Source organism: Tistrella sp., assembly GCF_002684955.1.
GTDB classification, from domain to species: domain Bacteria; phylum Pseudomonadota; class Alphaproteobacteria; order Tistrellales; family Tistrellaceae; genus Tistrella; species Tistrella mobilis.
In genome coordinates this window covers 105480-130258 of record NZ_NYWI01000030.1, presented here as the reverse complement: position 1 = coordinate 130258, position 24779 = coordinate 105480, and the positions used below count along the sequence as shown (strand labels likewise).

The following is a 24779-nucleotide window of genomic DNA, read 5'->3' as shown; positions in this document are numbered from 1 at the left end:
CCCCGCAGAGAGGAGATGCCATGCCCGAAGCTGCCTTCACCCATCTCGTCGCCTCTCGCGAGGGGCTCTATGTCGCAGGGATCGCCGGCTGCGAGCGCCGCCGGGACGGGCTCTATTTCGGCGCCACCATCCGCGACGGCGCGGCCTGGGTGTTCGAATCGCTGGACGCTGATCTCCATGCCCGTACCAGCCGGGGCCGCATCCTGCGCCTGCCAATCGACCCGGCCACCGCCGGCTTCGGCCCGGCCGAGGTGGTCGCCGACGGGCTCGACAATGGCTGCCATCAGATCGATTTCGTCCGCGGCCAGCTGGTGGTGGTCGATACCTACCGCCAGAAACTGTTGGTCTTCAGCGAGGATTTCTCGACCTGCACCGTCCACTATCCCGCGGGCCAGGCCGATGCCGACACGGGCGATACCGGCTATGTCCATATGAACGGGATCGGCGGCGACGGCCGTGAACTCTATGTCATGCTCAGCCATGCCGGCGTTCAGCCGGCGCGGCCATCCGAAGTCCTTCGGCTCGATGCGCAGTTCAATCAGGTGGAGCGCTTCACGCTCCCGGGGCTGATGTGCCACGATCTGGTGGTGCTGGAAGACGGGCGGCTGATCGCCAACGGCTCGATGGGCGGTTTTCTGATCGACCGCCAGGGCATCATCGTCCAGATCGACAATCTGCTCACCCGCGGCCTGTCGATCGGGACGGACGATGTCGTGATCGGCAGCTCCACCTTCGGCGACCGCAAGCGCCGGATCGCCGCCACCGGCCGGCTCACCTTCACCGGCCGCGACCTCGCGCTCCGCGCCCGCTATGACCTACCGGCCGCCCCCACCCAGATCCGGCGCCTGGACGGACGCGATCTCTCAATCTTCGACTACCGCGCCACGATCGGAAACTGAGCCGGCCTCACGCCCAGCCCCAGGCGTCCAGACGCAGCACCCGGCCCTCCACCGCCCGGTGAAGCAGGCGGGGGCTTCGGCCGGCGCCGGCGCCGGCGGCCACCATCAGCGGCATCAGATGCTCGTCGGTCGGGTGGTTGTCGGAGCCGTGAGGGGCGCGCTGCCGCCAGTCTGCGAGGGCGTCGAGGTCGCCGGTCGTCACCACCTCCGCCACCCAGTCCGCGAAGGCGGCGGCATAATCCGCCTCGCCGCCGCCGGCCGCGCGGTTGCGGAAGAAGCCGCGGAGATCGTGGGTCAGGCTGCCGCTTGCCAGCACCAGCACATTCTCGTCGGCAAGCGGCGCCAATGCCTCACCGATCGCAAGATGGCCGGCGGCGTCGGTCTCGGCCAGCGACAGGCCGACCACCGGCACATCGGCTGCGGGCCAGGCCAGCATCAGCGGCGTCCAGGCCCCGTGGTCCAGCCCCCGCTCTGCGTCTTCGGCGACGGGCAGGCCCGCGGCCAGCAGAAGGTCGCGGACCCGCGCCGCCAGAGCGGCATCGCCCTGCGCCGGATAGCGCAGGCGGTAAAGCGGCTCGGGGAAGCCGTAGAAGTCGTGGATGGTCGCGGGTCTTGCCGCGGTCCCGACCGTCGGCACCCCGGCCCGCCAATGGGCCGAGACCACCAGAATGGCCCGGGGGACCGCCGGCAGCAGCCCGCCGAGACCCGTGAGGAAGGCCCGGGTCGGGCTGCGGCCCAGCACCATGTCCGGAGCACCATGCGACACGAACAGAACCCGCTGACGGGGGGCACGACGATCGGTCATGGGCGGGGCGCTCCGGACGGACGAGAGGGGATGGTCAGAGACGCTGTGATCAGGCCCGGACGGGGCTGCGGCTGCCGCCGGTCGCGCGACCATAGAGCTTCGGGCCCAGCGCCGCGGCGCCGTCGCCCAGCAGGACCTGCACGCCCAGGGCGGCGATCCAGAACACCGGGAACTCCCAGCCGCCATTGGGCGCCGAGAACACCCAGCCATTGCCGGCATGGACCAGGGCCGCACCGATCAGAACCGGGATCTGGCCAAGTGCCACCAGCCGGGTCGCGATGCCCAGGATCAGCAGCAGGCCGCCACCGATTTCAGCCGCCATGGTGAGATAGGCGACGATCGGCGGATAGCCCAAAGAACCGAAGAAGGCGACGGTACCCGGCACGGTGAAGATAAAGACCTTCATCAGGCCGTGAGCAATGGCGGCGATGCCGAGGGTAAGGCGCAGCAGCAGGGCTGCCTGGGACGGGTTGGAACCGCTGAGCAGGGACATGGCGAAACCTCCAGGACGCATGAGACGAGCGGCGGCGGAGACGATGGCTTCAGGCTTCCGTCTTCCCGTCGCCCCGGGTGTGACATGAAGCTGCCATCGGGCGCCTCATAACTCAAATCACCTGCTTGAAGGTTCGATATTGCTGATGGGAATATCGTGGTGAAGCCCACGGATGGGGAGACAAGCCCTTGGATGCGCGTGATCCGGATCGCATCGATCTCAACCTGCTCAAGGTCTTCGCGGCGGTGATGACCGAACGCAATGTCGGCCGGGCGGCACAACGGCTGGGCATGACCCAGGCCGGGGCCTCGAATGCGTTGCGTCGGCTGAGGCGGATCTTCGATGACGAGCTGTTCCTGCGCACGCCCCGGGGGGTGGAGCCCACCACCCGCGCTGCCGAGATCTGGCCGGGCATTTCCGCCGCCCTCGGCCAGATGCGCGCCGCCCTGACCCCGGCCACTCCTTTCGACCCCTGCACGGTGACCGGCGAGGTCGGCATCGGCGTCACCGAGATTGCGGAACTGGTGATGGGGCCGGCGATCGTCCGCCATCTTCAGGCAGAGGCGCCGGGGCTTGCGCCCCGCTTCCACCACATCGATCGCCGCGATGCCGCCCGGGCGCTGGATGACGGCGAGATCTGGCTGGCGCTGGGCATGCTGCCCGACCCGCCGCCGCGCATCACCCGGATCTTCCTGCGCCGAGACCCGCTGCTGACCCTGGTGCCCGACGGGCTCGACATCGACACCGTGCCGACCGGACCCGAAGACGGGCCGGAGGTGCTGCCACTCATCACCCTCGACGCCTTCGCCGAAGCCCCGCATGTCCTGGTTTCCGCCACCGGCAGCGCGCAGGGGGTGATGGACCGGGCACTGGCCGATCTGGGGCGGGAACGCCGGCTGCTCGCCGTGGCCTCCACCCTGCCGGGTGCTGCCGAGATCGCGGCCTGCGCAAAGGCCCTGCTGACCGCGGTCGGCCCCACCGCCTTCACCATCGCACGCCGCGGCGGCTTCACCGTCATGCGCCCCCCGGCCGAGCTGAACCCGCAGCCGGCACGGCTGGCGCTGATGTTCCATCGCCGCGACGAGGGGCTGCCCGCCCATCGCTGGCTGCGGACAGAAATCACCCGGCTGGCGCGGACGATCTGAAGCGGGCGGCGATCCCGGCGTGAAGCCTGGCATCGAAGACAGTGACCGCCGGGCCCGCCACCCGCACCCGCATGGGCGCGACGGTGCAGGCCAGCCGGCCGCCGCGCGGCGAAGCCTGAACGGCCTGCAGCACCGTCAGGCCCAGACGTTCCGCCCACCAGGGGGCCAGCGTCGCATGGATCGATCCGGTCACCGGATCCTCAGGGATCCCCCAGCCGGGGCAGAAGAAGCGCGAGACGAAATCGATGCCGCTGCCCGGCTCCGCCGGCGCGGTGATCACCAGCCCCTCGGGATGGATGCGGCCGATCACCGTCTGGTCGGGCACGAAATCCCGCACCAGGCCGGCCTCGGCCAATACCACGAACAGGTTTTCGAAATTGCGACCCACGAAGACCGGCGGCTCGGGGAAGATGCCGGCCAGCGCCTCGGGCAGGGCCGCCGCCGTCATGTCGAAGCGCGGCAGATCGAGTTCATAGCCGGCCGGGGTCGCCGCCACCCGGATCGGCCCGACCGCGGTCTCGAAGGCGAGCGGCCCCGCTTCGCCCAGTTCCGCGATCAGGACATGGGCGGTGGCCAGGGTGGCATGGCCGCAGAAGGGGGCCTCGTCGACGGGGGTGAACCAGCGCAGCCGCCGCCCCCCCGGCCGGCCCGGTTCGGGCCAGGTGAAGGCGGTCTCGGCCAGGTTGTTCTCGGCCGCCAGCGCCTGCATCGCCGCAACCGGCGCCGGCCCGTCCAGCACCAGCACCGCGGCCGGGTTGCCGGCAAAGGGCCGGTCGGTGAAGGCGTCGACCTGGAACATCCGCATCCGCGGCCCCCTTACGTCAGCGTGCGACCAGCGGCGTGAAGAACAGATGTGCCCCGCCATCGACCATCAGCGTCTCGCCGGTGACATGGGGCGTGTCGACCAGCGCCAGGATCGCGCGGGCGACGTCTTCGGGCGCTGCCACCCGGCGCAGCGGCGTGGTCTTCTCAAGCTTCGCCTTCTGGGCGTCGTAGCGGTCGGCTCCCATGCCCTCGCGCAGCCACCGGCCCTCGATGAATCCGGGGCAGACCGCATTCACCCGGATCTCGGGGCCCAGCACCCGGGCCAGCGACAGGGTCATGGTGTTGAGCGCGCCCTTCGATGCCGCATAGGCGACCGACGAGCCGACACCCGCAATGCCCGCGATCGACGAGACATTGACCACGGCGCCGCTGCCCGACTGCTTCAGCGCCGGCGCACAGGCCCGGGTCATCTGGAAGGCGCCGACCACGTTGACGGCATAGAGATCCAGGAAATCCTGCGCCTCGAGCCCGTCCAGATCGGCATGGTCGCAGAAGCGGGTGGTGCCGGCATTGTTGATCAGCCGGTCGATTCGTCCGAAGGCCTCTTCGGCTCCGGCGGCGATCCGCCGGCAGTCCTCGTCGGAGGCGATATCGCCCATCACCACCACCGCCCGGCCGCCGGCGGCCCGCACCATCCCGGCCGTCTCTTCCGCCGCATCGCGGCTGCGCGCGGCATTCACCACCACCGCCGCACCGCGGGCGGCGAAAGCCAGCGCCACTGCGCGGCCCACCCCGCTGCCCGATCCGGTCACGACGGCGACCTCGGCAGGCGCGCCCTGGTTGCTGGTCTCGGCAAGTGTGGTCATGGGGTGCGTCTCCTCCGGTACGGCGCGCGGTCTGGTCGCCGCCTGCGCTTTATCTGCACCTTCCGGTTATCGCGCGGCCAGGGGGGCGGGTCCAGTGCGACGCCATGCCGGCCGCACTGCGGGATTTGCCGTCGCCAGGGCCTCCAGCAGCAGCATGGCGCCTGCGACCTGCACCAGGCTCGGCATCTCGCCTTCGATCGGCCAGCCGAATGCCGCGGTGATCACCGGCTGAATCAGCAGCAGCAGCGAGGCTGCCCCGACCGGCAGGCGGCCGAGTGCCGCTGTGGCCAGGCCTTGGCCCCCGGCATGGGCCAGGATGCCCAGTGCCGCGACGGCGGCCCAGCCGGCAAGGCTGGAGGGCATCAGAACCTCGCCCGATGCCACCGCCAGCAGGCCCAACCCCAGCGCCGAGACCGCCGTGGTGACCAGCATGGTGGTTCCTGTGGCGATGCTGCGCCGGGCCGCCTTGATCGCGATCAGATATGCGGCATAGCAGGCCGCAGCCGCCACGGCCGACAGGTCGCCCATGATGTCGGCGCCGGCACGGTCGCCGGTGTCGCGAACCAGCAGCCAGGCGCCGGCAAGGGCCAGCCCCAGGCCGGCGATCAGCCCGCGGCCCGGGCGCTCGCCGCCGAAGATCCACAGGGCTGCCACCACCATCACCGGCGCCAGCTGGCAGAGCAGGGCCGCATTGGCGACGGTGGTGGTCCCGATGGCGCGATGGAAGAAGAACAGGTCGGCCGGTGAAGGCGAGCCCGGCCGCGATCGCGGCAAGAAAACCACGCCGGCGGGCGCCGGATGCCGGTGTCGCAACCGGCTGCCGCCGATCGATCGTGGCCGACCAGGTGGCCAGCAGCGGCAGGGCCAGGACCATGCGCCAGAAACCGGCGGCACCGGGCCCGACATCGGCAGCGCGGACCAGGAAGGGAACGAAGGCGAGGCAGACGACGGCCGCGATCATCATCAGCCAGGCCATGCCGGTACCGGCAGCCGTGGCGACGACAAGGCGCCCGCCGCCGGGAACGGCGGGGGAGGAGGAGATCATCGGCGGGGGAACTTCGCGTGCGGGGGAGCGGGGGGAGTGCGAAGCGCCGGATCGCGCCGGCATCCGCCACCGGAACGGGGGCGGGGCGGCGGATGCGGATCTGCGGGGGAGAGGGGGGAGGGCGGCGCAATCCGGCAGTGGCCACTCTGCCGTCGCTTCCGCTATGATGAAAGTGAATGTTTCTGATGACAGCATCACGGATCGTGATGCTGAAACGGAGATGACGCCGATGGGCACCGCCGAACTCGCCCTTGCCCGTGCCGGCCTGCCCGGCCGTCCGGACCCCGTGCTGCCGGCGCTGGATATCGATCTGCTGCGCGCCCTGGTGGCGGTGATCGACCAGGGCGGCTTCACCGCCGCGGCCGAGCGGCTGAACCTGACCCAGTCTGCCGTGTCGATGCAGCTGAAGCGGCTGGAAGACCGGTTGGATCGCCGGCTTGTGGAGCGCGACCGGCGGGGTGTGCGCCCCACGGCCGATGGCGAGGTGCTGATCGGCTATGCCCGGCGCATGCTGGCACTGAACGACGAGGCGGTGCTGCGCCTGCTGGATGCCGGTGCCCGCGGCCGGGTGCGGATCGGTGCGCCCGACGACTATGCCAGCGTCTTTCTGCCGCCGATCATCGCCCGGTTCGCGGCCGCCAATCCCAGGGTCGAGATCGAGGTGCGCTGCGCCCTCTCCCGCGAGTTGGAAGCCGAGCTTGCCCAGGGCGGCCACGACCTGATCCTGGTCACCCGCCGCGACGGCCATGGCGGCGGATCCCTGGTCCGGCGCGAGCCGCTGGTCTGGGCGGCCGCCGCCGATCACCGGCCCGAGACGGCAGAAACCGTGCCGCTTGCCCTCTTCCCCGAGGGCTGTGCCTTCCGGCCCCATGCGCTCTCGGCGCTCGACCGGGCGCAGAAGCCCTGGCGGGTGGCGCTGACCAGCGGCAGCCTGTCGGGCATCCAGTCCGCGGTGGCGAGCGGCCTTGCCCTCACCGCCCTCGCCCGCAGCACGGTGCCGCCGGACTGGCGGATTCTGGGGCCCCAGGACGGCTTCCCCGCCTTGCCCACGGTGGATATCGCCCTCAAGACCGCCGAGCGTCCGTCAGAGCCGGTGCGGCTGATGGTCCGCCACCTGCTGGACGCGCTGGGCGCGCCGACCATCGTGCCGCCGGTGCCCATCGCGCCGCCGATCGCCCTGGGTTGAGACCGGCAGGGCTGAGACCCGGCGGGGTTGAGACCGGCGGGGCTGGGGCCGGCGGGGCGGAAAGATCGGTCAGGCGATGTCCCCCATGGCCACACTCACCCGCCGCCGCGGGATGCCGCCGGCATCGACCACGGCCAGATCGACACGCCCCGCCCACCAGTCGATGTCGATCCGGCCCCAGTTCTCCAGCGGCCAGATCGGCGTCAGCCGGTTCGGCCCCGGTTCGTCGACGATCGCGAGATTGGGCAGGTTGACGCTGCTCGACGTCAGTTCCGTCACCGGATAGGGCGGCCCGTCCGGCCCGGCCGCGCGGCGATAGATCGCCCCCAGATGCCGGTCGCCCGACAGCAGCACCACGCCGCGGGCACCGGTATCGCGCATCAGGCGCCAGAACCGGGCCCGCTCGTCCGGCATGCGGGACCAGCCTTCCCAGCCATGGCCGTCGGCCACCAGCTGCACCGAACTGACCACCAGCCTCAGATCCGCCGGCTGGCGGAGACATCCGGCCAGCCAGGCCCATTGATCCTCGCCCAGCATCCGGGCGCCGGGTCCGGCGGGCAGATAGCGGCCGCCGCCGGGGATGGTGGTGCCCTGCGGCGCGGGGCGCAGGGCGGTGCGGAAACTGCGCAGATCCATCAGGATCACCTGCAGCCGGCGACCCTCCGGGCCAAAGACCATGGCATGATGGAGTCCCGGCCGCGCCGACCGCGGATCTCCGGCCTCGACCTCCCAGAACTTCAGGAACAGGGCCTTCGCCGCCGCCTTGTGCGGAAAATCTGCGCCGCCATCGTTCAGGCCGTAGTCGTGATCGTCCCAGATCGGCATCACCGCCCGGTTGCGGCGCAGGGCGGCAAGCGCCGGCCGGCCGGCGGCAAGGTCATAGGCAGCCGCGAGTTCCGACATCGCGGGTCCGCTGACATCGCCATAGACATTGTCGCCGGCGAAGATCGCGACCTGGGGGTCATAGGCCAGAACATGGTCGAGCGCCGGTGCCGGCCGGGCCTGATGGATGCAGGACATCAGCGCCACGCGTGAGACCGGCACCGCCGTGGGATCGGGCGCCGCCGGCAGCCCTATCGCCGGCAGGCCGGCCAGTACCAGCCCGGCGGCACCGGCCCTGATCAGGCCGCGACGGCCGATCCGGGCCGAGACGATCGCGGCGTCATGACGGAAAGGGGGTATCGACAAGGGCACCGGCTCCTCGACCGCCGGGAGAGATCGGCCCGGACAGGACGAGTCTAGGCGATGCCGGCGTCAGATGCATGACAAGAGCCCCGCCCCGTCATTTTGCGGTTGACGTCGACCCGGGGCTGCTGTTCTGGAACAGAAGACCCCACCGCCACCGGAAGCCCCTGCCCATGAGCCAGCTCGGCCCGCTCGTCGACATCGTCACGGCACTTGCCGCCGCCGTGGTCATCGTGCCGGTGTCGATCCGCATCGGCGCCTCTCCGGTGCTGGGCTATCTGGCCACGGGGCTTGCGGTCGGCCCCCATGGCTTCGGCCTGGTCGAAGAGGGCCCGGCACTGCATCTCTTTGCCGAATTCGGCGTGGTCTTCCTGCTGTTCTCGATCGGCCTCGAACTTTCTTTCGAACGCATCCGGACCATGCGGCGCCTGGCGCTGGGGCTGGGGGCCGCGCAGGTGGTGGTGACCGCGGCCGTCATTGCGGCGATCGGCACGGCGCTGGGTCTCGCACCGATGACCGCGGGCATTCTGGGCTGCGCCCTTGCGCTCTCGTCCACCGCCGTGGTGCTGCAATTGATGGTGGAACGCGGCGAACAGGTCACCCGCATCGGCCGGGTCGCCATCGCCGTGCTGCTGTTCCAGGATCTGGCGGTGGTGCCGATGCTGGCCGCCCTGCCCCTGCTCGGCACCCCCGGAGAGGATGCGCTGGTGGCGCTGGGACTGGCGGTGGCCAAGGCGGCGGTGGCGCTGGTGGGCATCTCTCTCGCCGGCCGCTATCTGTCGCAGCCGGCCTTCCGGCGGATCGCGGCGCTGCGCAACCCGGATGTCTTCATGGGGGCCACCCTGCTGGTGGTGCTGGGCACCGCCCTGCTGACCGCGCTTGCCGGCATGTCGCTGGCGCTGGGGGCCTTCCTGGCCGGCGCCCTGCTGGCCGGTACCGCCTTCCGCCATCAGATCGAAGGCGATATCGAGCCGGTGCGCGGCCTGTTCCTGGGCGTGTTCTTCCTGTCGGTGGGCATGGGCATCGATCTGGCGCTGGTCCTGCGCGAACTGCCGCTGGTGCTGGGGCTGACCGCCGGGCTGATCCTGGTCAAGGCGGTGGTGCTGGGCGGCCTTGCCCGCGGCTTCGCCCTGCCGGTCTCTCTGTCGGTGCGATCGGGCCTGCTGCTCGCCCAGGGCGGCGAGTTCGCCTTCGTGGTGATGGCGACCGCCGGCAGCTTCGGCCTGATCGCCCCGGCCGAGGCGGCGCCGATCGTGGCGGCCGTCGCCTTCTCGATGGCGCTGACGCCGCTTCTGGATGCCGCCGGCCGGCGGCTGGAACAGCGGCTCACCCCGCCGGTCGCCACGCCCCAGACGGCGCTGGGCGACGAGGCGGCCGATCTTGAAGAACATGTGCTGGTGCTGGGCTTCGGCCGGGTCGGCCGGACCTTGGCCCATGTGCTGGAAAACAGCCGCCGCCCCTATCTGGCACTCGATCTGGACAGCGAGCGGGTGACCCAGGGCCGCACCCAGGGCCACAACGTCTTCTTCGGCAACGGCGCCCGCCGCGACGTGCTGCGCGCGGCCGGCATCGAACGCGCCACGGCGGTCGTGGTGACCATCGACAATGCCGGTGCGGCCGAGCGTGCGGTCAGGACCATCCGCCATGCCGCACCGGGGGTGCAGATCATCGCCCGCGCCCATGATACCCGCCATGCCGACCGGCTGCGGGTCGCCGGCGCCGATCGCGTGCTGCCCGAGACCATCGAGGCGAGCCTGATGCTCGCCGCCGCAACCCTCGACGCCGTCGGCCAGTCGGCCGAAGAGACCGAAGCCTGCCTGGGCCAGCTCAGGGCCGACGGCTACGCCCAGCTGCTGCCGCTGGTGGTCGGCCGCCATCAGGATGACGGCGCCGACCACTGATCCGCCGCCCCGCGGGGCACAGGCTTACATCGGCTTGAAGTCGTCGCTCGCAGCGTCATAGGCCATCAGCTGGGCGCGGCCGATATCGTAGTACCAGCCATGGAGCTGCAGCGTTCCCTGCTCCAGCCGCTCGGCGATCCAGGGGAAGGTCGCCAGATTCTTCAGCGACACCTTGATCGATTCCAGTTCGCAGAGATGCTGGTGCTCGTGGGCATCGACATGGGCGTGATCATGCAGCACCTGCTCGCGCACGCCGTCGATCTGCGACATCCAGACATCGATGAAATCGGTGCTGGGCTGGGTCGGATCGCGCTGCAGCAGGGCCCGGATGCCGCCGCAGCCGGCATGGCCCATCACCACGATATGTTCGACCTTCAGCCCGTCGACCGCGAATTCCAGCGCCGCCGAGGTGCCGTGGCGGGCGCCGTCGGGCTCGAAAGGCGGGACCAGATTGGCCACATTGCGCAGGATGAACAGATCGCCCGGGTCGGCGGAGGTGATGATCGCCGGATCGACGCGGCTGTCGCAGCAGCCGATCACCATCACCTTGGGCGTCTGCTGACGGGCCAGTTTTTCAAAGAATTCCGGCCGGGTCTGAAGGGCATCGTCACGAAAGCGGCGAAAGCCGTCGATCACCTTTTCGAGCGCGTTCACTGTCGTCTCCTCGGGCACCCACGACGCCCGAAGGCGCGGTCTGGCTCTGGACTTCCCCCATCTCTCCAGCCTTCTAGATAGCATCGCCCCCCAGGCGGCGAAAGTCCCCGCCTTGCGCAGTGGTGCAACGCCATCGGCGGGCGATATCACGCTGCGGTAACATCGCCGCCACGAAACCGTCAAAAGGCCACGGTAGAACCGCGACCAGCCGACGGTTCTGCACCTTCGTCTCAACCGTCGATCCGGTGATCCATCATGAGCACATCCGACGCCGTGTCCCGTCCTGCTTCACGCGCCAGCCTGCCCGCCGGCTTCGTCATCGGCCATCGCGGTGCCAGCGGTCATGCGCCCGAGAACACGCTGCCGGCGATCCGCCGCGCGGCGGAGCTGGGTGCGCCGATGGTGGAGTTCGACGTGAAGCTCACCCGCTCCGGCGTGCCGGTGCTGCTGCATGACGACCGGGTCGACCGCACCACCGACGGCCGCGGCCCGGCGGCGGGCTTCGAACTGGCGGCGCTGAAGGCGCTGGATGCCGGCGCCTGGTTCGCCCCCGCTTTCGCCCGGACCCGCATCCCCACCCTGGCCGAGACCGTGGCGCTGCTCTCTGAAACCGGTCTCGATGCCAATGTCGAGATCAAGCCCTGCCCCCATCGCGAGGCCGAAACCGCGGCGGTCGTGGCGGAAGAGCTGCACCGTCTCTGGCCGGCAGGCAAGCGGCCGCCGCTGCTGTCCTCCTTCGAGATGGGCTCGCTCCGCACCGCGCTGAGCGTCGCCCCCGACCTGCCGCGGGCCCTGCTGTTCGAAGGCCTGCCCGCCCCCCATACCCTGGATGCGCTGATCGGCGAGCTGCGCCCCGTCGCCCTGCATCTGTGGGAACGGGTGATCGACGAAGACCTGGTCGCCTGGGCGCGCCTGCGCGGCCTGGATGTCAGGGCCTGGACGGTCAACGACCCCGCCCGTGCCGCATGTCTGCACGCCCTTGGCGTGACCGCCGTGTTCACCGATTTCCCCGACCGGATGCTGTCCGGGGCAGGCTGACCCCCGCCCGCTGCCGCAGACGATCCGGTCGACCCGCACCTGTCCCCAAGACCGACACCGGAAGACAGCACCTCCGGACCCTCAGGGAGCGTCGTCATGAACAAGACCTGGATCGTCGCCGCGGCCGTGGCCGCCGGCTTTACCGTCGGCGGTTTCGCCGGTGCCGCCGATGCCGCCACCAAGGTGGAATGGTGGCATGCCATGGGCGGCGAGCTTGGCCAGAAGGTCGAGCAGATCGCCAAGGACTTCAACGCCGGCCAGTCCGACTACGAAATCGTCCCGGTCTACAAGGGCAATTACGCCGAGACCATGACCGGTGCGATCGCCGCCTTCCGCGCCGGCCAGCAGCCCGCGATCGTGCAGGTGTTCGAGGTCGGCACCGCCACCATGATGGCGGCCAAGGGCGCCGTGAAGCCGGTCTATCAGGTGATGGAAGAGGCGGGTGAGCCCTTCGATCCCAAGGCCTATCTCCAGGCGGTGACCGGCTATTACAGCACCACCGACGGCCGCATGCTGTCGATGCCGTTCAACAGCTCGACCCCGGTCATGTATGTGAACCTCGAGGCGGCGAAGAAGGTCGGCATCGACTACAAGACCGATCTCGCGACCTGGGAACAGGTCGGCGACTATATCAAGAAGGCGCAGGCCGCCGGCTATACCTGCGGTCTGACCACCGGCTGGCCGTCCTGGACCCAGCTCGAAAACGTCTCGGCCTGGCACAACCAGCCCTTCGCCAGCAAGGAAAACGGCTTCGGCGGTTTCGACGCCGAACTGACCTTCAACGGCCCGGTGCAGGTGAAGCACCTGGAGACGCTGGGCGAATGGCAGAAGACCAAGGCCTTCGACTACGGCGGACGCCGCAGCGATGCCCGCCCGAAGTTCATCTCGGGCGAATGCGTGCTCTATATCGACAGCTCCGCCTCGCTCGCCGGCATCCGCAACGGCGTGAAGGACTTCACCTTCGGCGTGACCATGCTGCCCTACTGGAAGAGCGCGGTCGAAAAGCCCCAGAACTCGATCATCGGCGGTGCCAGCCTCTGGGTGCTGAACGGCAAGTCGGCCGAAGAGTACAAGGGTGTCGCGAAGTTCTTCAGCTACCTGTCCTCGGCTGAGGTCCAGGCCGACTGGCACCTGTTCACCGGCTATCTGCCGATCACCACGGCCGCCTATGACTACGCCAAGAAGCAGGGTGCCTACGACAAGACCCCTGAGGCCGAGGTCGCGATCCATCAGATCAACCTGAACCCGCCCACCGCCAACTCCAAGGGCCTGCGCCTCGGCAACTTCGTCCAGATCCGCGACGTGATCGAGGAAGAGATGGAGCAGGTCTTCGCCGGCAAGAAGACCGCGAAGGCGGCACTCGACGATGCCAAGACGCGCGGCGACGAGCTGCTGCGCCGGTTCGAGCGCACCGCCGGCAACTGATCGCCCGAAGATCCGTGCTGCCGGCCCGTGCGGGGGCATGTCCCCCGCACGGGCCGCATCGCTTCGCCTCCCATCCGCCCGGAACCCGTCCGCCCCATGGCCACACGCTCGCTCTTTCGCGGCAGAGCCCTGCCGCTTGCCCTGGTCGCGCCCCAGATCGCCATCACCCTGGTCTTCTTCGTCTGGCCTGCGGCCCAGGCGCTGAAACAGTCGATGCTGATCGAGGACGCCTTCGGCTTCGGCTCGGAATTCGTCTGGTTCGAGAATTTCGAAAGCGTGCTGACCGATCCCGGCTATCACAACGCGATCGCGGTCACGGCGCTGTTCAGCATCGGCGTGATGCTGGTCTCGCTGAGCCTGGGGCTGCTGCTGGCGGCCCTGGTCGACGGGGTCACCTCACGGCGGGTCGGCGCCATCTACCGGGCGATTTCGGTCGCGCCCTACGCCATTGCCCCGGCGGTAGCCGGCGCGCTCTGGTTCTTCATCTTCAATCCCACGGTCGGCATCGTCACCCATTGGCTCGGCCTGGTCGGCATCGACTGGAACCATGTCCGCAACGGCGATCAGGCCCTGCTGCTGGTGGTCCTCGCCGCCGCCTGGAAGCAGATCGCCTATAATTTCGTGTTCTTCCTGGCCGGACTGCAATCCATCCCCCGCTCGCTGATCGAAGCGGCGGCGATCGACGGGGCCGGGCCCGGGCGGCGTTTCGTCAGCATCGTGCTGCCCCTGCTTTCGCCCACCGCCTTCTTCCTGATGGTGGTGAACCTGACCTATGCCTTTTTCGACACCTTCCCGGTGATCCACGCGGTCACCCAGGGCGGCCCCGGCAATGCCACCGAAACCCTGGTCTACAAGGTGTTTCGCGACGGCTTCATCGGCCTCGATCTCGGCCGGTCGGCGGCACAGTCGGTGATCCTGATGGTGGTGGTCGCCGCCATGACCGTGGTCCAGTTCCGCTGGGTCGAGCGCAAGGTCCACTACTGAGCGAGGAGTCCTCCCATGGCCATGGTCGAAGGCGGCACCCGCTCGCGTCTCGTCCGTCATGCCCTGATCTGCGGCCTGCTCGCCGCGATCGTCTTTCCGGTCTACATCGCCTTCGTGACCTCGACCCACGAGGCCTCGACCATGCTGCAGGGCGTGATCCCGCTCCTGCCCGGCCCCGATCTGATCCCGACCTATGCCCGCGTGCTCGCCACCGGCATCCCGACCTTCGGCGACCTGCCGGTGGCGACCATGATGCTGAACTCGCTGGTCATGGCGCTCGGCATCGCCATCGGCAAGATCGTGATCTCGCTGCTCTCGGCCTATGCGATCGTCTTCTTCCGCTTCCCGCTCAGGATGCTGTGGTTCTGGATGATCTTCGCAACCCTGATGCTGCCGGTGGAGGTCAGGATCGTGCCGACCTTCCAGGTGGTATCGGATCTGGGGCTGCTGAACAGTTTCGGCGGGCTGATCGTGCCGCTGCTCGCCTCCGCCACCGCAACCTTCCTGTTCCGGCAGTTCTTCCTGACCATCCCGGACGAGCTGATCGAAGCCGCGCGCGTCGACGGGGCCGGGCCGATCCGCTTTCTGGTCGACGTGATCCTGCCCTTGTCGCGCACCAACATCGCAGCGCTGTTCGTGATCATGTTCGCCTATGGCTGGAACCAGTATCTCTGGCCGCTGATCGTGACCACCGATCCGCAGATGACCACAATGCTGATCGGCATCCAGCGCGCCCTGTCCGGCAGCGACGAGCTGACCCCCTGGAACCTGGTGATGGCGATGAGCCTGCTCGCCCTGCTGCCGCCGCTCGCGGTCGTGCTCGGCATGCAGCGCTGGTTCGTCAAGGGCCTGGTCGACGCAGAGAAGTAATTGCTGGCGGGGGAGTCTTTTAGCCCCTCGGCCCAAGCGGGTGCTGCCGCACCCTTGGCCGCCGCCTCAATGGCGGGAGTCTTTTAGCCCCTCGCCGGGCGGGTGCTGCCGCACCCTTGGCCGCCGCCTCAATGGCGGCTGTTTGACGACCCTCGGCCCAAGCGGGTGCTGCCGCACTCTTGGCCGCCGCCTCAATGGCGGGAGTCTTTTAGCCCCTCGCCGGGCGGGTGCTGCCGCACCCTTGGCCGCCGCCTCAATGGCGGCCTGTTGACCACCATCGTCCGTATGCGGAATCCCGTCTTAATCCGAAGGCAGAGCTGTCCCATGAGCACGCTGACCCTGGCCGATCTGCGCAAATCCTATGCCGACACCCCGGTCATCCATGGTGTCGATCTCGATGTCGCCGATGGCGAGTTCGTGGTGCTGGTCGGGCCGTCCGGCTGCGGCAAGTCCACTTTGCTGCGCATGGTGGCGGGGCTGGAGACGGTCAGCGCCGGCCGGATCCTGATCGACGGCCGGGTGGTGAACGAGCTGGAACCCCGGGATCGCGACATCGCGATGGTGTTCCAGAACTACGCGCTCTACCCGCATATGACCGTGTTTCAGAACATGGCCTACGGGCTCAAGATCCGCGGCATGACCAAGGCCGAGATCCGCCGGCGGGTGGACGAGGCCGCCGCCATGCTGGGCCTGGGGGCCCTGCTCGACCGCCGGCCGGCGGCCCTGTCGGGCGGCCAGCGCCAGCGCGTCGCCATGGGCCGCGCCATCGTGCGCGAGCCGAAGCTCTTCCTGTTCGACGAGCCGCTGTCCAATCTGGATGCCAAGCTTCGGGTTCAGATGCGGCTGGAGATCAAGCGCCTGCATCAGCGCCTGGGCGTCACCAGCCTCTATGTGACCCATGATCAGGTCGAGGCGATGACCCTCGCCGACCGGCTGGTGGTGATGAACGGCGGGCGGGCCGAACAGATCGGCCGGCCACTCGATCTCTATCTCCGGCCCGCCACCCGCTTCGTCGCCGGCTTCATCGGCTCGCCGGCCATGAACTTCATGCCCGCAGCCCTGTCGTCCGATGCGGTTCTGGTTCAGGGCGACCGGCCGATCCGGGTCGATCCGGCGGCCATGGGCCTTCAGGGTCTGACCGGTACGGCCGGGAATGGCGCAGCCGGGGATGGCGCGGTGCTGGGGCTCAGGCCCGAAGACCTGCACCGCCCGGGCGCCAGCGCGCTTGCCGGCGCGCCGGTCATGGAGCTGGGGCTGGAGGTGATGGCGGTAGAGCCGCTGGGGGCCGATACCCTGATCCACGGCCGGCCGACCGCGCCCTGCGGCACGGCGCTCGCCGATGCGGCGGGCGAGGCCCGCGGCCTGGTCACTGCCCGTCTCGCCGGTGCAGTCGACGCCGCACCGGGCGCCCATATGGCCCTCCAGGCACGGCTCGACCGGCTGCATGTCTTCGGCGGGGACGGCCGGCGCCTCGGCGCCTGACCGCCCGTCTGAGATGATCAGCCGACCTGCGGCGGGGCCGTACGCGCAGTCTCGGGCGCGCCATCCGGGGCAAGCCCCACGGTGACGCCCTTGGGCGCGATCAGATGCAGGTCGCGCTGCGGGAAGGGGATGCTGCAGCCGGCGGCTTCGACCGCCAGCTTGGCGCGCTTCATCATGTCCCAGCGCAGGTTCCAGTAGTCGCCGATCGCCGCATTGAAGCGCATGGTGATGTCGACCGAGCTTTCGCCCAGATTGGTCACCATCACCTGCGGTGCGGGATCCTTCAGCACCCGTTCATCTGCCGCCAGAACCGCCGACAGCGCCTCGATCGCCGTGTCGATGTCGTCGTCATAGGCGATGCCAACCACGATATCCATGCGCCGGATCGGGTTGCGGGCGTAGTTGGTGATCGGCTGCCCCCAGACCTGGCTGTTGGGCAGGCTCATGAACACCCCGTCCGCCATCTTCAGCTCGGTGGTGAACAGGTTGACGTTGATCACCGAACCGGCGCGGCCGCCGGCATCGATGAAATCGCCGATCCGGAACGGCCTGAGGAAAAGCAGCATGATGCCCGCCGCCACATTCGACAGCGTGCCCTGCAGCGCCAGGCCGATGGCGAGGCCGGCGGCGCCGAGAATGGCGATGATGCTGGCGGTCTGTACCCCGAACTGGCCGAGGACGATGATCACCGTCAGAATCAGAATGCCATAGCGCACCAGGCTGGCGATGAACGGCCGGAGCGTCGGGTCCATGTGGCTGACGCGGCCGAGGGAGCGGTCCACCCCCTTCTCCAGCCAGCCCGCAATCAGCCAGCCGCCGATCAGAATGGCGATGGCGCCGAGGACGGCCATGCCATAGGTCACCGCCAGCGTGCTGAGTGCCGCGACCACGGCATCGATTTCGGTCGTCACCTGATCCATGCGGACGAGGTCTCCTTTTCGGTCGATCCAGGCTGGTGCCCGATCCGGTCAGAGATCCCTCGGGGCGGATCAACGGGTCAGGCGGCCGATCAGCTCCTCGTTGCGACGACGGACCATGCCCGGTATCAGGAACAGGTCCAGCAACAGCCAGAGAGCAAGCAGCGCATAGCCGAGATATCCGACCAGGAGGAACACCAGCGCCGTAGATATGCCGCTCAATGCAAGCATGATCAACCCCGAGACCCAGGATCCCAGATACATCCGGTGCACACCGAACCATCCCAGGAAGAACCAGAGGAGATAGGCGAGCAGCGCACTCTTCTTCTCATTGTCATAGCGCATCATCATGACGGTCTGGTCGGTTCCGCCGGTGCGGCGCTCTTCCGGCCGGAGAAAATCTTCGTCTCTGCTCATGGGATGGTCCGTCCTGAACGCGGCTGCGGGATGCGGCCGGGGGGTTTCACATGGAACCATGCCCCCTTGCGCACCGCAACCTCGGCCCCGGACACAAGGGCCCGGCCCTACCGGTCGGACCGTGCCAGACCCTCGAGTGCTGTGGCCAGTTCCTGCCCCAGCCGCTCGACGAGCCCGGCCACCGGCAGCGACCGGGAAAGCCCAGCCCCAGCCCCCGCCCACCAGGCCTGTGCCTCGGGCACACCCGCCGCGTCGGCACGGGCGCGGATCGGTTTGGTCAGCCCGTGCTGGGCCGGAAACGCCGCCAGCTCTGCCGGTTCCACCGGCATCGCCTCTACGGCCGCCAGCAGCTTGCGGGCCTGACGCGCGGTGAAGGCGCGGGTGAGCACCGTCCGCCCCTCGCCGGCCGCCGCCGCCTCGGCCAGAAGCCGGCGATGGCCGGGCTTCGTGCCGGCCTCTGCGGTCGACAGAAAGGCCGTGCCCAGCTGGGCGCCGGCGGCCCCCATGGCGAGCGCGCCGGCAACGCCGCGCCCGGTCATGATGCCCCCGGCCGCGATCAGCATCACCCCGGCAGCTGCCGCCTCTGCGGCCAGCGCTTCCAGCAGGGCCGGCCAGCCGAAGGCCGGGGGCGGCCCGTCCGCATCGAACATGCCGCTATGCCCGCCGGCATCGGCGCCCTGCAGCACGATCATCTCCCCCCCCGCCGCGATCAGGGCCCGGCCTTCCAGCGGCGTGGTCGCGGTGCCGATCAGCGCGATACCGCGCGCCCGCGCCGCCTCGACCAGCCCCGCCGGGGGCAGGCCCATGGTGAAGCTCAACGCCGCCGGCGCCTCGTCGAGCACGGCACGGATCTGGGCATCGAGCGGCGGCGCGGCATCCGAGACATCCGCGGGCAGCTCCGCCCCCACCCGCGCCGCCAGCGGTTCCAGCGCCCGGCGTGCGGCCGCGATCTCGTCTGCCCCGGCGATCCGTCCCTGATGGAAGAACAGGTTGACCGCGAACGGTAGGTCGGTCTGCGCGCGGATGGCCCGGATCTCGGCCGGTATGTCCTGGGCACGGGTATAGGCGGCGCCAAGCGATCCCAGCACCCCGGCCTCGCTGGCCCCGGCCACCAGCGCGGCCGTGGTCGGCCCCCCGGCCATGGGGGCCTGGATCACCGGCAGGGCAAGACCGAAGCGACGGGTCAGATCGGTGGTGACGACGGGATGGGTAGGCATGGCGCGGGCGGGCATGGCGGGCGACCTCCGGCAGGGGCTTCTGGACCGTCTTCAGCCTACCCCCCCTTGCTGCTTGCACACCAGCGACGATCGATGGATCCTGTTTGCAGATTTCGTGCAATCAGGAGCACCCGTCATGGACCTCGCGGATCTGGCGGCAGTGAAGGCGGTGGCGGAACTGGGGGGCGCCACCCCGGCGGCCGAGCGGCTGAACTGCGTGCCCTCGGCCGTCACCGCCCGCCTGAAGCGGCTTGAAGCCGAACTCGATGTCGCCCTGTTCCGCCGCCGCTCCCGCGGGCTGGATCTCACCGAGGCCGGGCAGCGGCTGAAAGACTATGCCGACCGGCTGCTGATGCTGGCCGAAGAGGCCCGCCACGCGGTGGCCGGTGGCGGTATGGCCGGTCTGCCGGTCCGGATCGGTGCGATGGAAACCATCGCCGCCACCCGCCTGCCCGGCATTCTGGGCCACTTCCGTCGCCAGGCCGGCGGCAATGCCCGGCCGATCGGCCTTGCCACCGGCACCACCGACGAACTGGTCGCGGATCTTCTGCGCCATCGCCTGGATGTGGCGCTGATCGCGGGCCCCCTCGACCACCCCGCCCTCGCCAGCCGCCGCGTCTGGACCGAACGCCTGGTCCAGGCGGCCCCTGTCGCCGGGGCAGAGACCGGCAGCGACGGGCTGCCCCTGCCGCTGATCGGTTTCCGGTCGGGCTGCGCCTATCGGGCGCGGGCCGAGAAACTGCTGCGAGAGGCGGGCCGCCTGCCGGTCCGGGTGCTGGAGCTGGGGACGCTCGACGGCGTGATCGGCTGCGTGGCGGCGGGGCTCGGCTTCACCATCCTGCCGGAACGGGTCTTCCAGGGTCATACCGGCCCCGGCATCGCCCTCACCCCCCTGCCCGCCGCCGCCGCAGAGGTCGAGGTGCTGGCGGCCTGGCCGCGCGGGCGCGGCGACGGTCTGGCCGAAGCCTTCGCCGCCGCGGCAGAGGCGGCCTAGGCGCGCTCAATCCTGCGGCAGCCGCTCCATCAGGAAGCGGGCCGCCGCCTCGGCGCCCTGCTGGTCGATGCCATGGGCAAGGCCGGGCCGGCGGATCAGCGCCGCCTGGATGCCGGCCGCCTCCAGCTTGGCAAGCGCATGGCCCGAGGCCTCGACCGGCACGACCGGGTCGTTGGTGCCGTGGATCAGCAGCACGTCGGGCCGGCGCGCGCCCTCGGCCATCGGCGGCACCTGGCCCAGCATGGCCCCCGAAAAGCCCACGATCGCCGCCGGCGGCTGGTCGAGCGCCAGCCCCACCCCCAGCGACATCATCGTGCCCTGCGAAAAGCCGATCAGGGCCAGCCGGTCGGTGCCCAGCCCGTGGATCTTCAGCTTCTCGGCCAGAAACGCCCTGAGCGGCGCCGCGGCGCGGGCAACCCCCGCCGCCATCCTTGCATGGGCCGCCGCCATGTTGGCCGGGTCGCGGCGCAGCATGTCGGGGTCGTAATCGTCCAGGCCGAACCACTGCCGGCCGAAGGGCGACATCTCGCACGGATACGGCGCATCCGGCGCATAGAAGGCGGTGTGCGGCAGCGCCTGGGCAAAGAACGGCGCCAGCCCGATCAGGTCCTGGCCGTCGGCGCCATAGCCATGCAGGAAGACCACGATCCGTCGGACGATGCCGTCCTTGGGCAGAAGATCGGGGCCGGTCAGGGTGGCGGGCGCGGTCATGGGTCTGGTCTCCCGAAAGGACAGGCGGTCGGATGGATCACTGCGGCAGGTGATCGTCGAGGAAAGCGGTCGCCGCCGCAAGCCCGGCGAAATCGACCCGGTGATCCAGCCCCGGCCGGGCCAGAAGCTCCACCCGGAAGCCGGCCGCCCCAAGCCGCGCCTGCACCCAGCGTGCCGAGGCGAAGGGCACCACGTCGTCGGCTTCGCCATGGACCAGCATCACCGGTGGCCGGGGTCCCCCCTCCGGCAGGTCCGGCAGCGCCCCCAGCAGCGTGCCCGAGAACCCCACCACCGCAGCCGGTGCCGGCTGCCCCGTGGCCAGCCGCGCCATCATCATCGCCAGCGACATCATCTGCCCCTGCGAGAAGCCGGCGAAGGCGGTCGCGGCGGCCGGCACCTCCAGGGCCGCCAGCAGGCCACGGATCCGGGCATCGAGTGCCGGGCAGACGGCCGCGGCATTCCGGCCCATCAGGGCATGGCCCGCGGCATCTGCGGGCGGCATCGCCGCCGGATCGCCCGCCACCCAGCCCGGGCGGAAGCCGGGGGTGGAGAACCACTGCCGGCCGCTCACCCCCTCGGGGCAGGTTTCGCCGCCATCGGGGCAGAAGAAGGCCGCCGTGGTCATCCGCCGCGCCATGCGCCGGGCCAGCGCCATCATCTCGCGGCCGTCGCCGCCATAGCCGTGCAGCAGAACGACCAGCCGCCGCACGGGGCCATCCTCGGGCAGAAGCAGTTCATGGGCCGGATCATGGGCCAGACCGGTACTGACGGATGACATGCGGGCTCCCTGACGTCAGGATCATGCGGCGGAGGTGGCGGCGACGCCGCCGAGCCTGGAGCAGATCTCCTTCGGGTGCAATCGTCCGGTGGCGTCAGGACGCCTCGGACATCACGCCGGCCAAGGATACCCAAGCTGATGAGCGACGACACAGAGACCCGGCAGCGGGCCGATATCCAGGCCCTGCTGCGCGCCCATGCCGCCTTCTATGAAGCCTTCGCGACCCGCGATTTCGCAGCCATGCAGGCGATCTGGGCGACGCGCCTGCCGATCGCCTGCATTCATCCCGGCTGGGGTGCCCTGGTCGGGCGCGAGGCGGTGATGACCAGCTGGCGGACGATCCTGGCCAACCCGTCGAGCCCCAGGCTTGCGGTCGACCTGATCGACGTTACCGTCTATGACAGCACCGCCCGCATCCTGGCCTATGAGCGGATCAACGATGCGGTGCTGATCGCGACCAACCTGCTGGCGCGCGAGGACGGGGCCTGGAGGATCGTCCACCACCAGTCGGGCCCGACCCCGCCGCCCACGGAATACGCGACCGTCCCGCCGCATCGCCTGAACTGACCGTCCTGTCGCACCTGCGGCAGGGTTGCGACCGTCACACGGCCCGTGACATCGTCGACGGAAGGGTGCGGTGGCCGTGCCCGTCGAAGGGAGAGTGCGATGCTGGAACTGGCGATCAGTGCCTTCGTCACCCTGTTCGTGGTGATCGATCCGGTCGGGCTGGCGCCGATGTATGGCGCGCTCACCCGCGAACATACCGAGGCGCAGCGCCGGCGGATGGCCTGTCGCGGTGTGATCGTGGGCGGGCTGGTGTTGCTCGGCTTCGCGCTGGGCGGCGAGGCGCTGCTCAATGCGATCGGCGTCTCGCTCGATGCCTTCCGGGTGGCGGGCGGCATCCTGCTGTTCGTCGTCGCCTTCGACATGGTCTTCGAGCGGCGCACGGAACGGCGCAAGCGTCAGGTCGAAGCCGCCCATGCCGCCGACACCCAGGCCGGGGCCGCGGCGATGCTGGCGGCCGAATCCGCCTTCGCCGCCCCCGAACTTCTGGAAGAGGCTTTCGAGCACGAACACGAGGATGTCTCGGTTTTCCCGCTCGCCATCCCGCTGATCGCGGGCCCCGGTGCCATCACCTCCACCCTGCTGCTCACCACCCGGGCCGGGGGCGACTGGGTGGCGACGCTGCTGGTGCTGGGCATCCTGGCCCTGGTTCTGGCCTCGACGCTGGGCGCGCTGCTGATCGCCGGCCGGCTGAACCGCCTGATCGGCGAGACCGCGGCCGCGGTGATCAGCCGGGTGCTGGGCATCCTGCTGGCGGCGCTTGCCGCGCAATTCGTGCTCGACGGCGCGGCAGAACTGGTCGTCGGGGTGATCCGCCAGGGAACCTGATAGCTCAGGCGCCCTCGGCCGTCATCCGCCAGCGGCGGCGCATCACCTTGGCCACGGCCTCCAGCCGGCGTTCCACCACCTCGCCCATCAGGTCGCGCCCGCCCGGGCGGGCGCGCAGGGTCAGCGCCTGGGGCGTCAGCTCCAGCTCTCCGCGGTCGAGCAGAGCGGGGGCGCAACCCGAGAAGGTGTCCCCCAGCCGCAGGGCCAGGCCGATCAGCCGGGCGCGGGCCTGGGCCGGCTGGTCGAGCAGATCCCGCGCCGGCCGGGCATGCAACCCGGTGATGTTGCCGGCATAGCGCGCATAGACCGCCAGCGCCAGAAAGGCGCGCTCGCGATGGCGCAGCGGCAGGAAGGGCATGGTCAGGATCTCTTCGATCGCATGATCGGCCCGCCGGTCGGGATGGGCGGCGACGGCGATTTCCGACAGCAGACAGGCGGCATGGCGCAGGCGCAGATCATTGGGCGTCTCGCCGGCAAACAGCGGCGCGATCCAGTCATGGACCCGGTCGCCATAGGCGCCGAAGCCCGAATGCTGGTCGGCGATGTCGCGGCAGGCGGCCATCAGCGGATCGGCCGCCCTCAGCGCCGCCGGCAGGTTCTCGTAGAGCACGCCCTCGCGCAGACCATAGGTGGAGAACACCACCTCGGACGGCTTCACCCGCCGCACCAGCCCGGCCAGCGCCGCCGCGGCATGGGGCAGGGTCGCCAGCCGCCGGGCCGGCGCCGCCTTGAGCCGGGCGAGATCGGCCGGCTTCATGCCCATCACCTTGTCGGCCAGTGCCAGGGTCTGGGGCATGTCGAGCGTGTAGCGGTGGATGGCGGCGATCGGATGGCGGGTCTCGGCGATATGGACCCGCGCGATGGCGCGCCAGCCGCCGCCGACCAGATAGAGCCCGCGCGCGGCCGCCTCTGCGGCCCAGGGGGCGTCGTCGAGCGCTTTCTCCACCGCCTCGGTCCAGGCTTTGGCATCCGAGCCGCGGGCGGCCAGGCGCAATGCTCCCACCGGCAGGGTGATCTGGCGACCCACGGCCCCCTGCTCCACCCGCACCAGTTCCAGCGAACCGCCGCCCAGATCGGCGACCAGCCCGTCGGCCTCGGGTTCCGACGACAGCACGCCCAGGGCCGAGAGCGTCGCCTCTTCGACACCGGTCACGATCCGGATCGGAATGCCGCACTCCCGCTCCACCCTCTGGATGAAGGCGGGGCCGTCGGCGGCATCGCGCACGGCCGCGGTCGCCACCGCAATGATCGCATCGCCGGCAAGCTCGCGGCCGATGGCGGCGAAGCGGCGCAAGGCCAGCGCCGCGGCGTCGGCCCGTTCAGGGTCCAGCCGGCCGGTATCGGCCACGCCGGCGCCCAGCGCGCACAGCGCCTTTTCATTGAAGATGGGCTGCGGCATGCGCTTCAGCCCGTCGAAGATCACCAGCCGCAGCGAGTTCGAGCCGATATCGATCACGCCCAGGCGGCGCGGGCCGTTGCCGGGAAGACGCAGATCCGGCGCCGCATCGGTGCCGGCCGTGGTCGGGAATACCCGTTCGCTCATCCACTCCGTCCGCTTGGGGTGTGCGGTCCGTCCATCCTGTCACCAGCCACGGGCAACGCGGCCGACC

At 70.0% G+C, this 24779-nt stretch carries 25 protein-coding genes; 12 read left to right on the top strand and 13 right to left on the bottom strand.

Annotation, left to right across the window (positions count from 1 at the left end; genetic code table 11):
* Positions 1-20: 20 nt before the first annotated feature.
* Positions 21-899 carry a hypothetical protein gene (locus tag CMO28_RS09500; RefSeq protein ID WP_296712904.1) on the top strand — a complete coding sequence of 293 codons (879 nt, stop codon included), beginning with the start codon at positions 21-23 and terminating at the stop codon, positions 897-899.
* A gap of 7 nt (positions 900-906) precedes the next feature.
* On the opposite strand, the gene CMO28_RS09495 is transcribed toward CMO28_RS09500, so the two are convergent.
* Both CMO28_RS09495 and CMO28_RS09490 read right to left on the bottom strand, forming a co-directional pair.
* Positions 907-1704 (bottom strand): DODA-type extradiol aromatic ring-opening family dioxygenase, encoded by a 798-nt coding sequence (locus CMO28_RS09495; protein ID WP_296712902.1) that lies wholly within the window; start codon positions 1702-1704, stop codon positions 907-909.
* A 49-nt stretch (positions 1705-1753) separates the two neighbouring features.
* Positions 1754-2197, bottom strand: a complete 444-nt coding sequence (locus CMO28_RS09490) for a DoxX family protein (RefSeq protein ID WP_296712900.1) — start codon at positions 2195-2197, stop codon at positions 1754-1756.
* A 188-nt stretch (positions 2198-2385) separates the two neighbouring features.
* On the opposite strand from CMO28_RS09490, the gene CMO28_RS09485 reads away from it, so the two are divergent.
* Entirely contained in the window at positions 2386-3342 is a 957-nt protein-coding gene (locus CMO28_RS09485) for a LysR family transcriptional regulator (RefSeq protein WP_296712898.1), read from the top strand.
* Here the strand turns inward: CMO28_RS09485 and CMO28_RS09480 are convergent.
* The 3 genes from CMO28_RS09480 to CMO28_RS09470 all read right to left on the bottom strand — a co-directional run bounded on the left by CMO28_RS09480 (position 3317) and on the right by CMO28_RS09470 (position 5756).
* Positions 3317-4147, bottom strand: a complete 831-nt coding sequence (locus tag CMO28_RS09480; protein WP_296712897.1) for a PhzF family phenazine biosynthesis protein — start codon at positions 4145-4147, stop codon at positions 3317-3319. The genes CMO28_RS09485 and CMO28_RS09480 overlap by 26 nt on opposite strands.
* 16 nt (positions 4148-4163) lie before the next feature.
* Complete coding sequence (locus CMO28_RS09475) at positions 4164-4973, bottom strand: SDR family NAD(P)-dependent oxidoreductase (protein WP_296712895.1); 810 nt, start codon at positions 4971-4973, stop codon at positions 4164-4166.
* 66 nt (positions 4974-5039) lie between these two features.
* The gene (locus CMO28_RS09470) at positions 5040-5756 is read right to left on the bottom strand and encodes a DMT family transporter (protein ID WP_296712894.1); all 717 of its coding nucleotides are present in this window, start codon (positions 5754-5756) and stop codon (positions 5040-5042) included.
* A 491-nt stretch (positions 5757-6247) separates the two neighbouring features.
* Here CMO28_RS09470 and CMO28_RS09465 point away from each other — a divergent pair, with 491 nt between their 5' ends.
* On the top strand, positions 6248-7204 hold the full coding sequence (locus CMO28_RS09465; protein WP_296712892.1) for a LysR substrate-binding domain-containing protein: 957 nt from the start codon (positions 6248-6250) through the stop codon (positions 7202-7204).
* A 69-nt stretch (positions 7205-7273) separates the two neighbouring features.
* Here CMO28_RS09465 and CMO28_RS09460 read toward each other — a convergent pair whose 3' ends face one another.
* Positions 7274-8392 (bottom strand): alkaline phosphatase D family protein, encoded by a 1119-nt coding sequence (locus tag CMO28_RS09460; protein WP_296712890.1) that lies wholly within the window; start codon positions 8390-8392, stop codon positions 7274-7276.
* A gap of 170 nt (positions 8393-8562) precedes the next feature.
* On the opposite strand from CMO28_RS09460, the gene CMO28_RS09455 reads away from it, so the two are divergent.
* Positions 8563-10290 carry a monovalent cation:proton antiporter-2 (CPA2) family protein gene (locus tag CMO28_RS09455; RefSeq protein WP_062770417.1) on the top strand — a complete coding sequence of 576 codons (1728 nt, stop codon included), beginning with the start codon at positions 8563-8565 and terminating at the stop codon, positions 10288-10290.
* A 24-nt stretch (positions 10291-10314) separates the two neighbouring features.
* Here CMO28_RS09455 and CMO28_RS09450 read toward each other — a convergent pair whose 3' ends face one another.
* Entirely contained in the window at positions 10315-10944 is a 630-nt protein-coding gene (locus tag CMO28_RS09450) for a carbonic anhydrase (RefSeq protein WP_062770414.1), read from the bottom strand.
* Between the two features lie 255 nt (positions 10945-11199).
* Between CMO28_RS09450 and CMO28_RS09445 the strand changes: the two genes are divergently transcribed.
* From CMO28_RS09445 to ugpC, 5 genes are all read left to right on the top strand, one after another.
* A complete protein-coding gene (locus tag CMO28_RS09445) occupies positions 11200-11982 on the top strand; it encodes a glycerophosphodiester phosphodiesterase family protein (protein WP_296712888.1) in 783 nt (260 codons plus the stop codon).
* Between the two features lie 96 nt (positions 11983-12078).
* The gene (gene ugpB, locus CMO28_RS09440; RefSeq protein ID WP_296712886.1) at positions 12079-13407 is read left to right on the top strand and encodes a sn-glycerol-3-phosphate ABC transporter substrate-binding protein UgpB; all 1329 of its coding nucleotides are present in this window, start codon (positions 12079-12081) and stop codon (positions 13405-13407) included.
* A 96-nt stretch (positions 13408-13503) separates the two neighbouring features.
* Complete coding sequence (gene ugpA / locus CMO28_RS09435; protein WP_296712884.1) at positions 13504-14391, top strand: sn-glycerol-3-phosphate ABC transporter permease UgpA; 888 nt, start codon at positions 13504-13506, stop codon at positions 14389-14391.
* Between the two features lie 21 nt (positions 14392-14412).
* The gene (ugpE, locus tag CMO28_RS09430) at positions 14413-15261 is read left to right on the top strand and encodes a sn-glycerol-3-phosphate ABC transporter permease UgpE (RefSeq protein WP_416370965.1); all 849 of its coding nucleotides are present in this window, start codon (positions 14413-14415) and stop codon (positions 15259-15261) included.
* 324 nt (positions 15262-15585) lie between these two features.
* The gene (ugpC, locus tag CMO28_RS09425; RefSeq protein WP_296712882.1) at positions 15586-16743 is read left to right on the top strand and encodes a sn-glycerol-3-phosphate ABC transporter ATP-binding protein UgpC; all 1158 of its coding nucleotides are present in this window, start codon (positions 15586-15588) and stop codon (positions 16741-16743) included.
* Positions 16744-16760: 17 nt separating this feature from the next.
* Here ugpC and CMO28_RS09420 read toward each other — a convergent pair whose 3' ends face one another.
* From CMO28_RS09420 to CMO28_RS09410, 3 genes are all read right to left on the bottom strand, one after another.
* Complete coding sequence (locus CMO28_RS09420; protein ID WP_296712880.1) at positions 16761-17663, bottom strand: mechanosensitive ion channel family protein; 903 nt, start codon at positions 17661-17663, stop codon at positions 16761-16763.
* 69 nt (positions 17664-17732) lie between these two features.
* Positions 17733-18077 (bottom strand): TM2 domain-containing protein, encoded by a 345-nt coding sequence (locus CMO28_RS09415; protein ID WP_296712879.1) that lies wholly within the window; start codon positions 18075-18077, stop codon positions 17733-17735.
* A 107-nt stretch (positions 18078-18184) separates the two neighbouring features.
* Entirely contained in the window at positions 18185-19309 is a 1125-nt protein-coding gene (locus CMO28_RS09410) for a nitronate monooxygenase (protein ID WP_296712877.1), read from the bottom strand.
* Positions 19310-19430: 121 nt separating this feature from the next.
* Between CMO28_RS09410 and CMO28_RS09405 the strand changes: the two genes are divergently transcribed.
* Positions 19431-20288, top strand: coding sequence for a LysR family transcriptional regulator (locus CMO28_RS09405; protein WP_296712876.1), 858 nt, complete (start codon positions 19431-19433; stop codon positions 20286-20288).
* Positions 20289-20294: 6 nt separating this feature from the next.
* Here the strand turns inward: CMO28_RS09405 and CMO28_RS09400 are convergent, their stop codons facing one another.
* The gene (locus CMO28_RS09400; protein WP_296712874.1) at positions 20295-20999 is read right to left on the bottom strand and encodes an alpha/beta hydrolase; all 705 of its coding nucleotides are present in this window, start codon (positions 20997-20999) and stop codon (positions 20295-20297) included.
* 37 nt (positions 21000-21036) lie between these two features.
* Positions 21037-21777, bottom strand: coding sequence for an alpha/beta hydrolase (locus CMO28_RS09395; protein WP_296712873.1), 741 nt, complete (start codon positions 21775-21777; stop codon positions 21037-21039).
* A gap of 138 nt (positions 21778-21915) precedes the next feature.
* Here CMO28_RS09395 and CMO28_RS09390 point away from each other — a divergent pair, with 138 nt between their 5' ends.
* Positions 21916-22344, top strand: coding sequence for a nuclear transport factor 2 family protein (locus CMO28_RS09390; protein WP_296712872.1), 429 nt, complete (start codon positions 21916-21918; stop codon positions 22342-22344).
* A gap of 99 nt (positions 22345-22443) precedes the next feature.
* Positions 22444-23169 (top strand): MarC family protein, encoded by a 726-nt coding sequence (locus tag CMO28_RS09385; RefSeq protein ID WP_296712871.1) that lies wholly within the window; start codon positions 22444-22446, stop codon positions 23167-23169.
* A 4-nt stretch (positions 23170-23173) separates the two neighbouring features.
* On the opposite strand, the gene CMO28_RS09380 is transcribed toward CMO28_RS09385, so the two are convergent.
* A complete protein-coding gene (locus CMO28_RS09380; protein WP_296712869.1) occupies positions 23174-24712 on the bottom strand; it encodes a hypothetical protein in 1539 nt (512 codons plus the stop codon).
* Between the last annotated feature and the right edge of the window lie 67 nt (positions 24713-24779).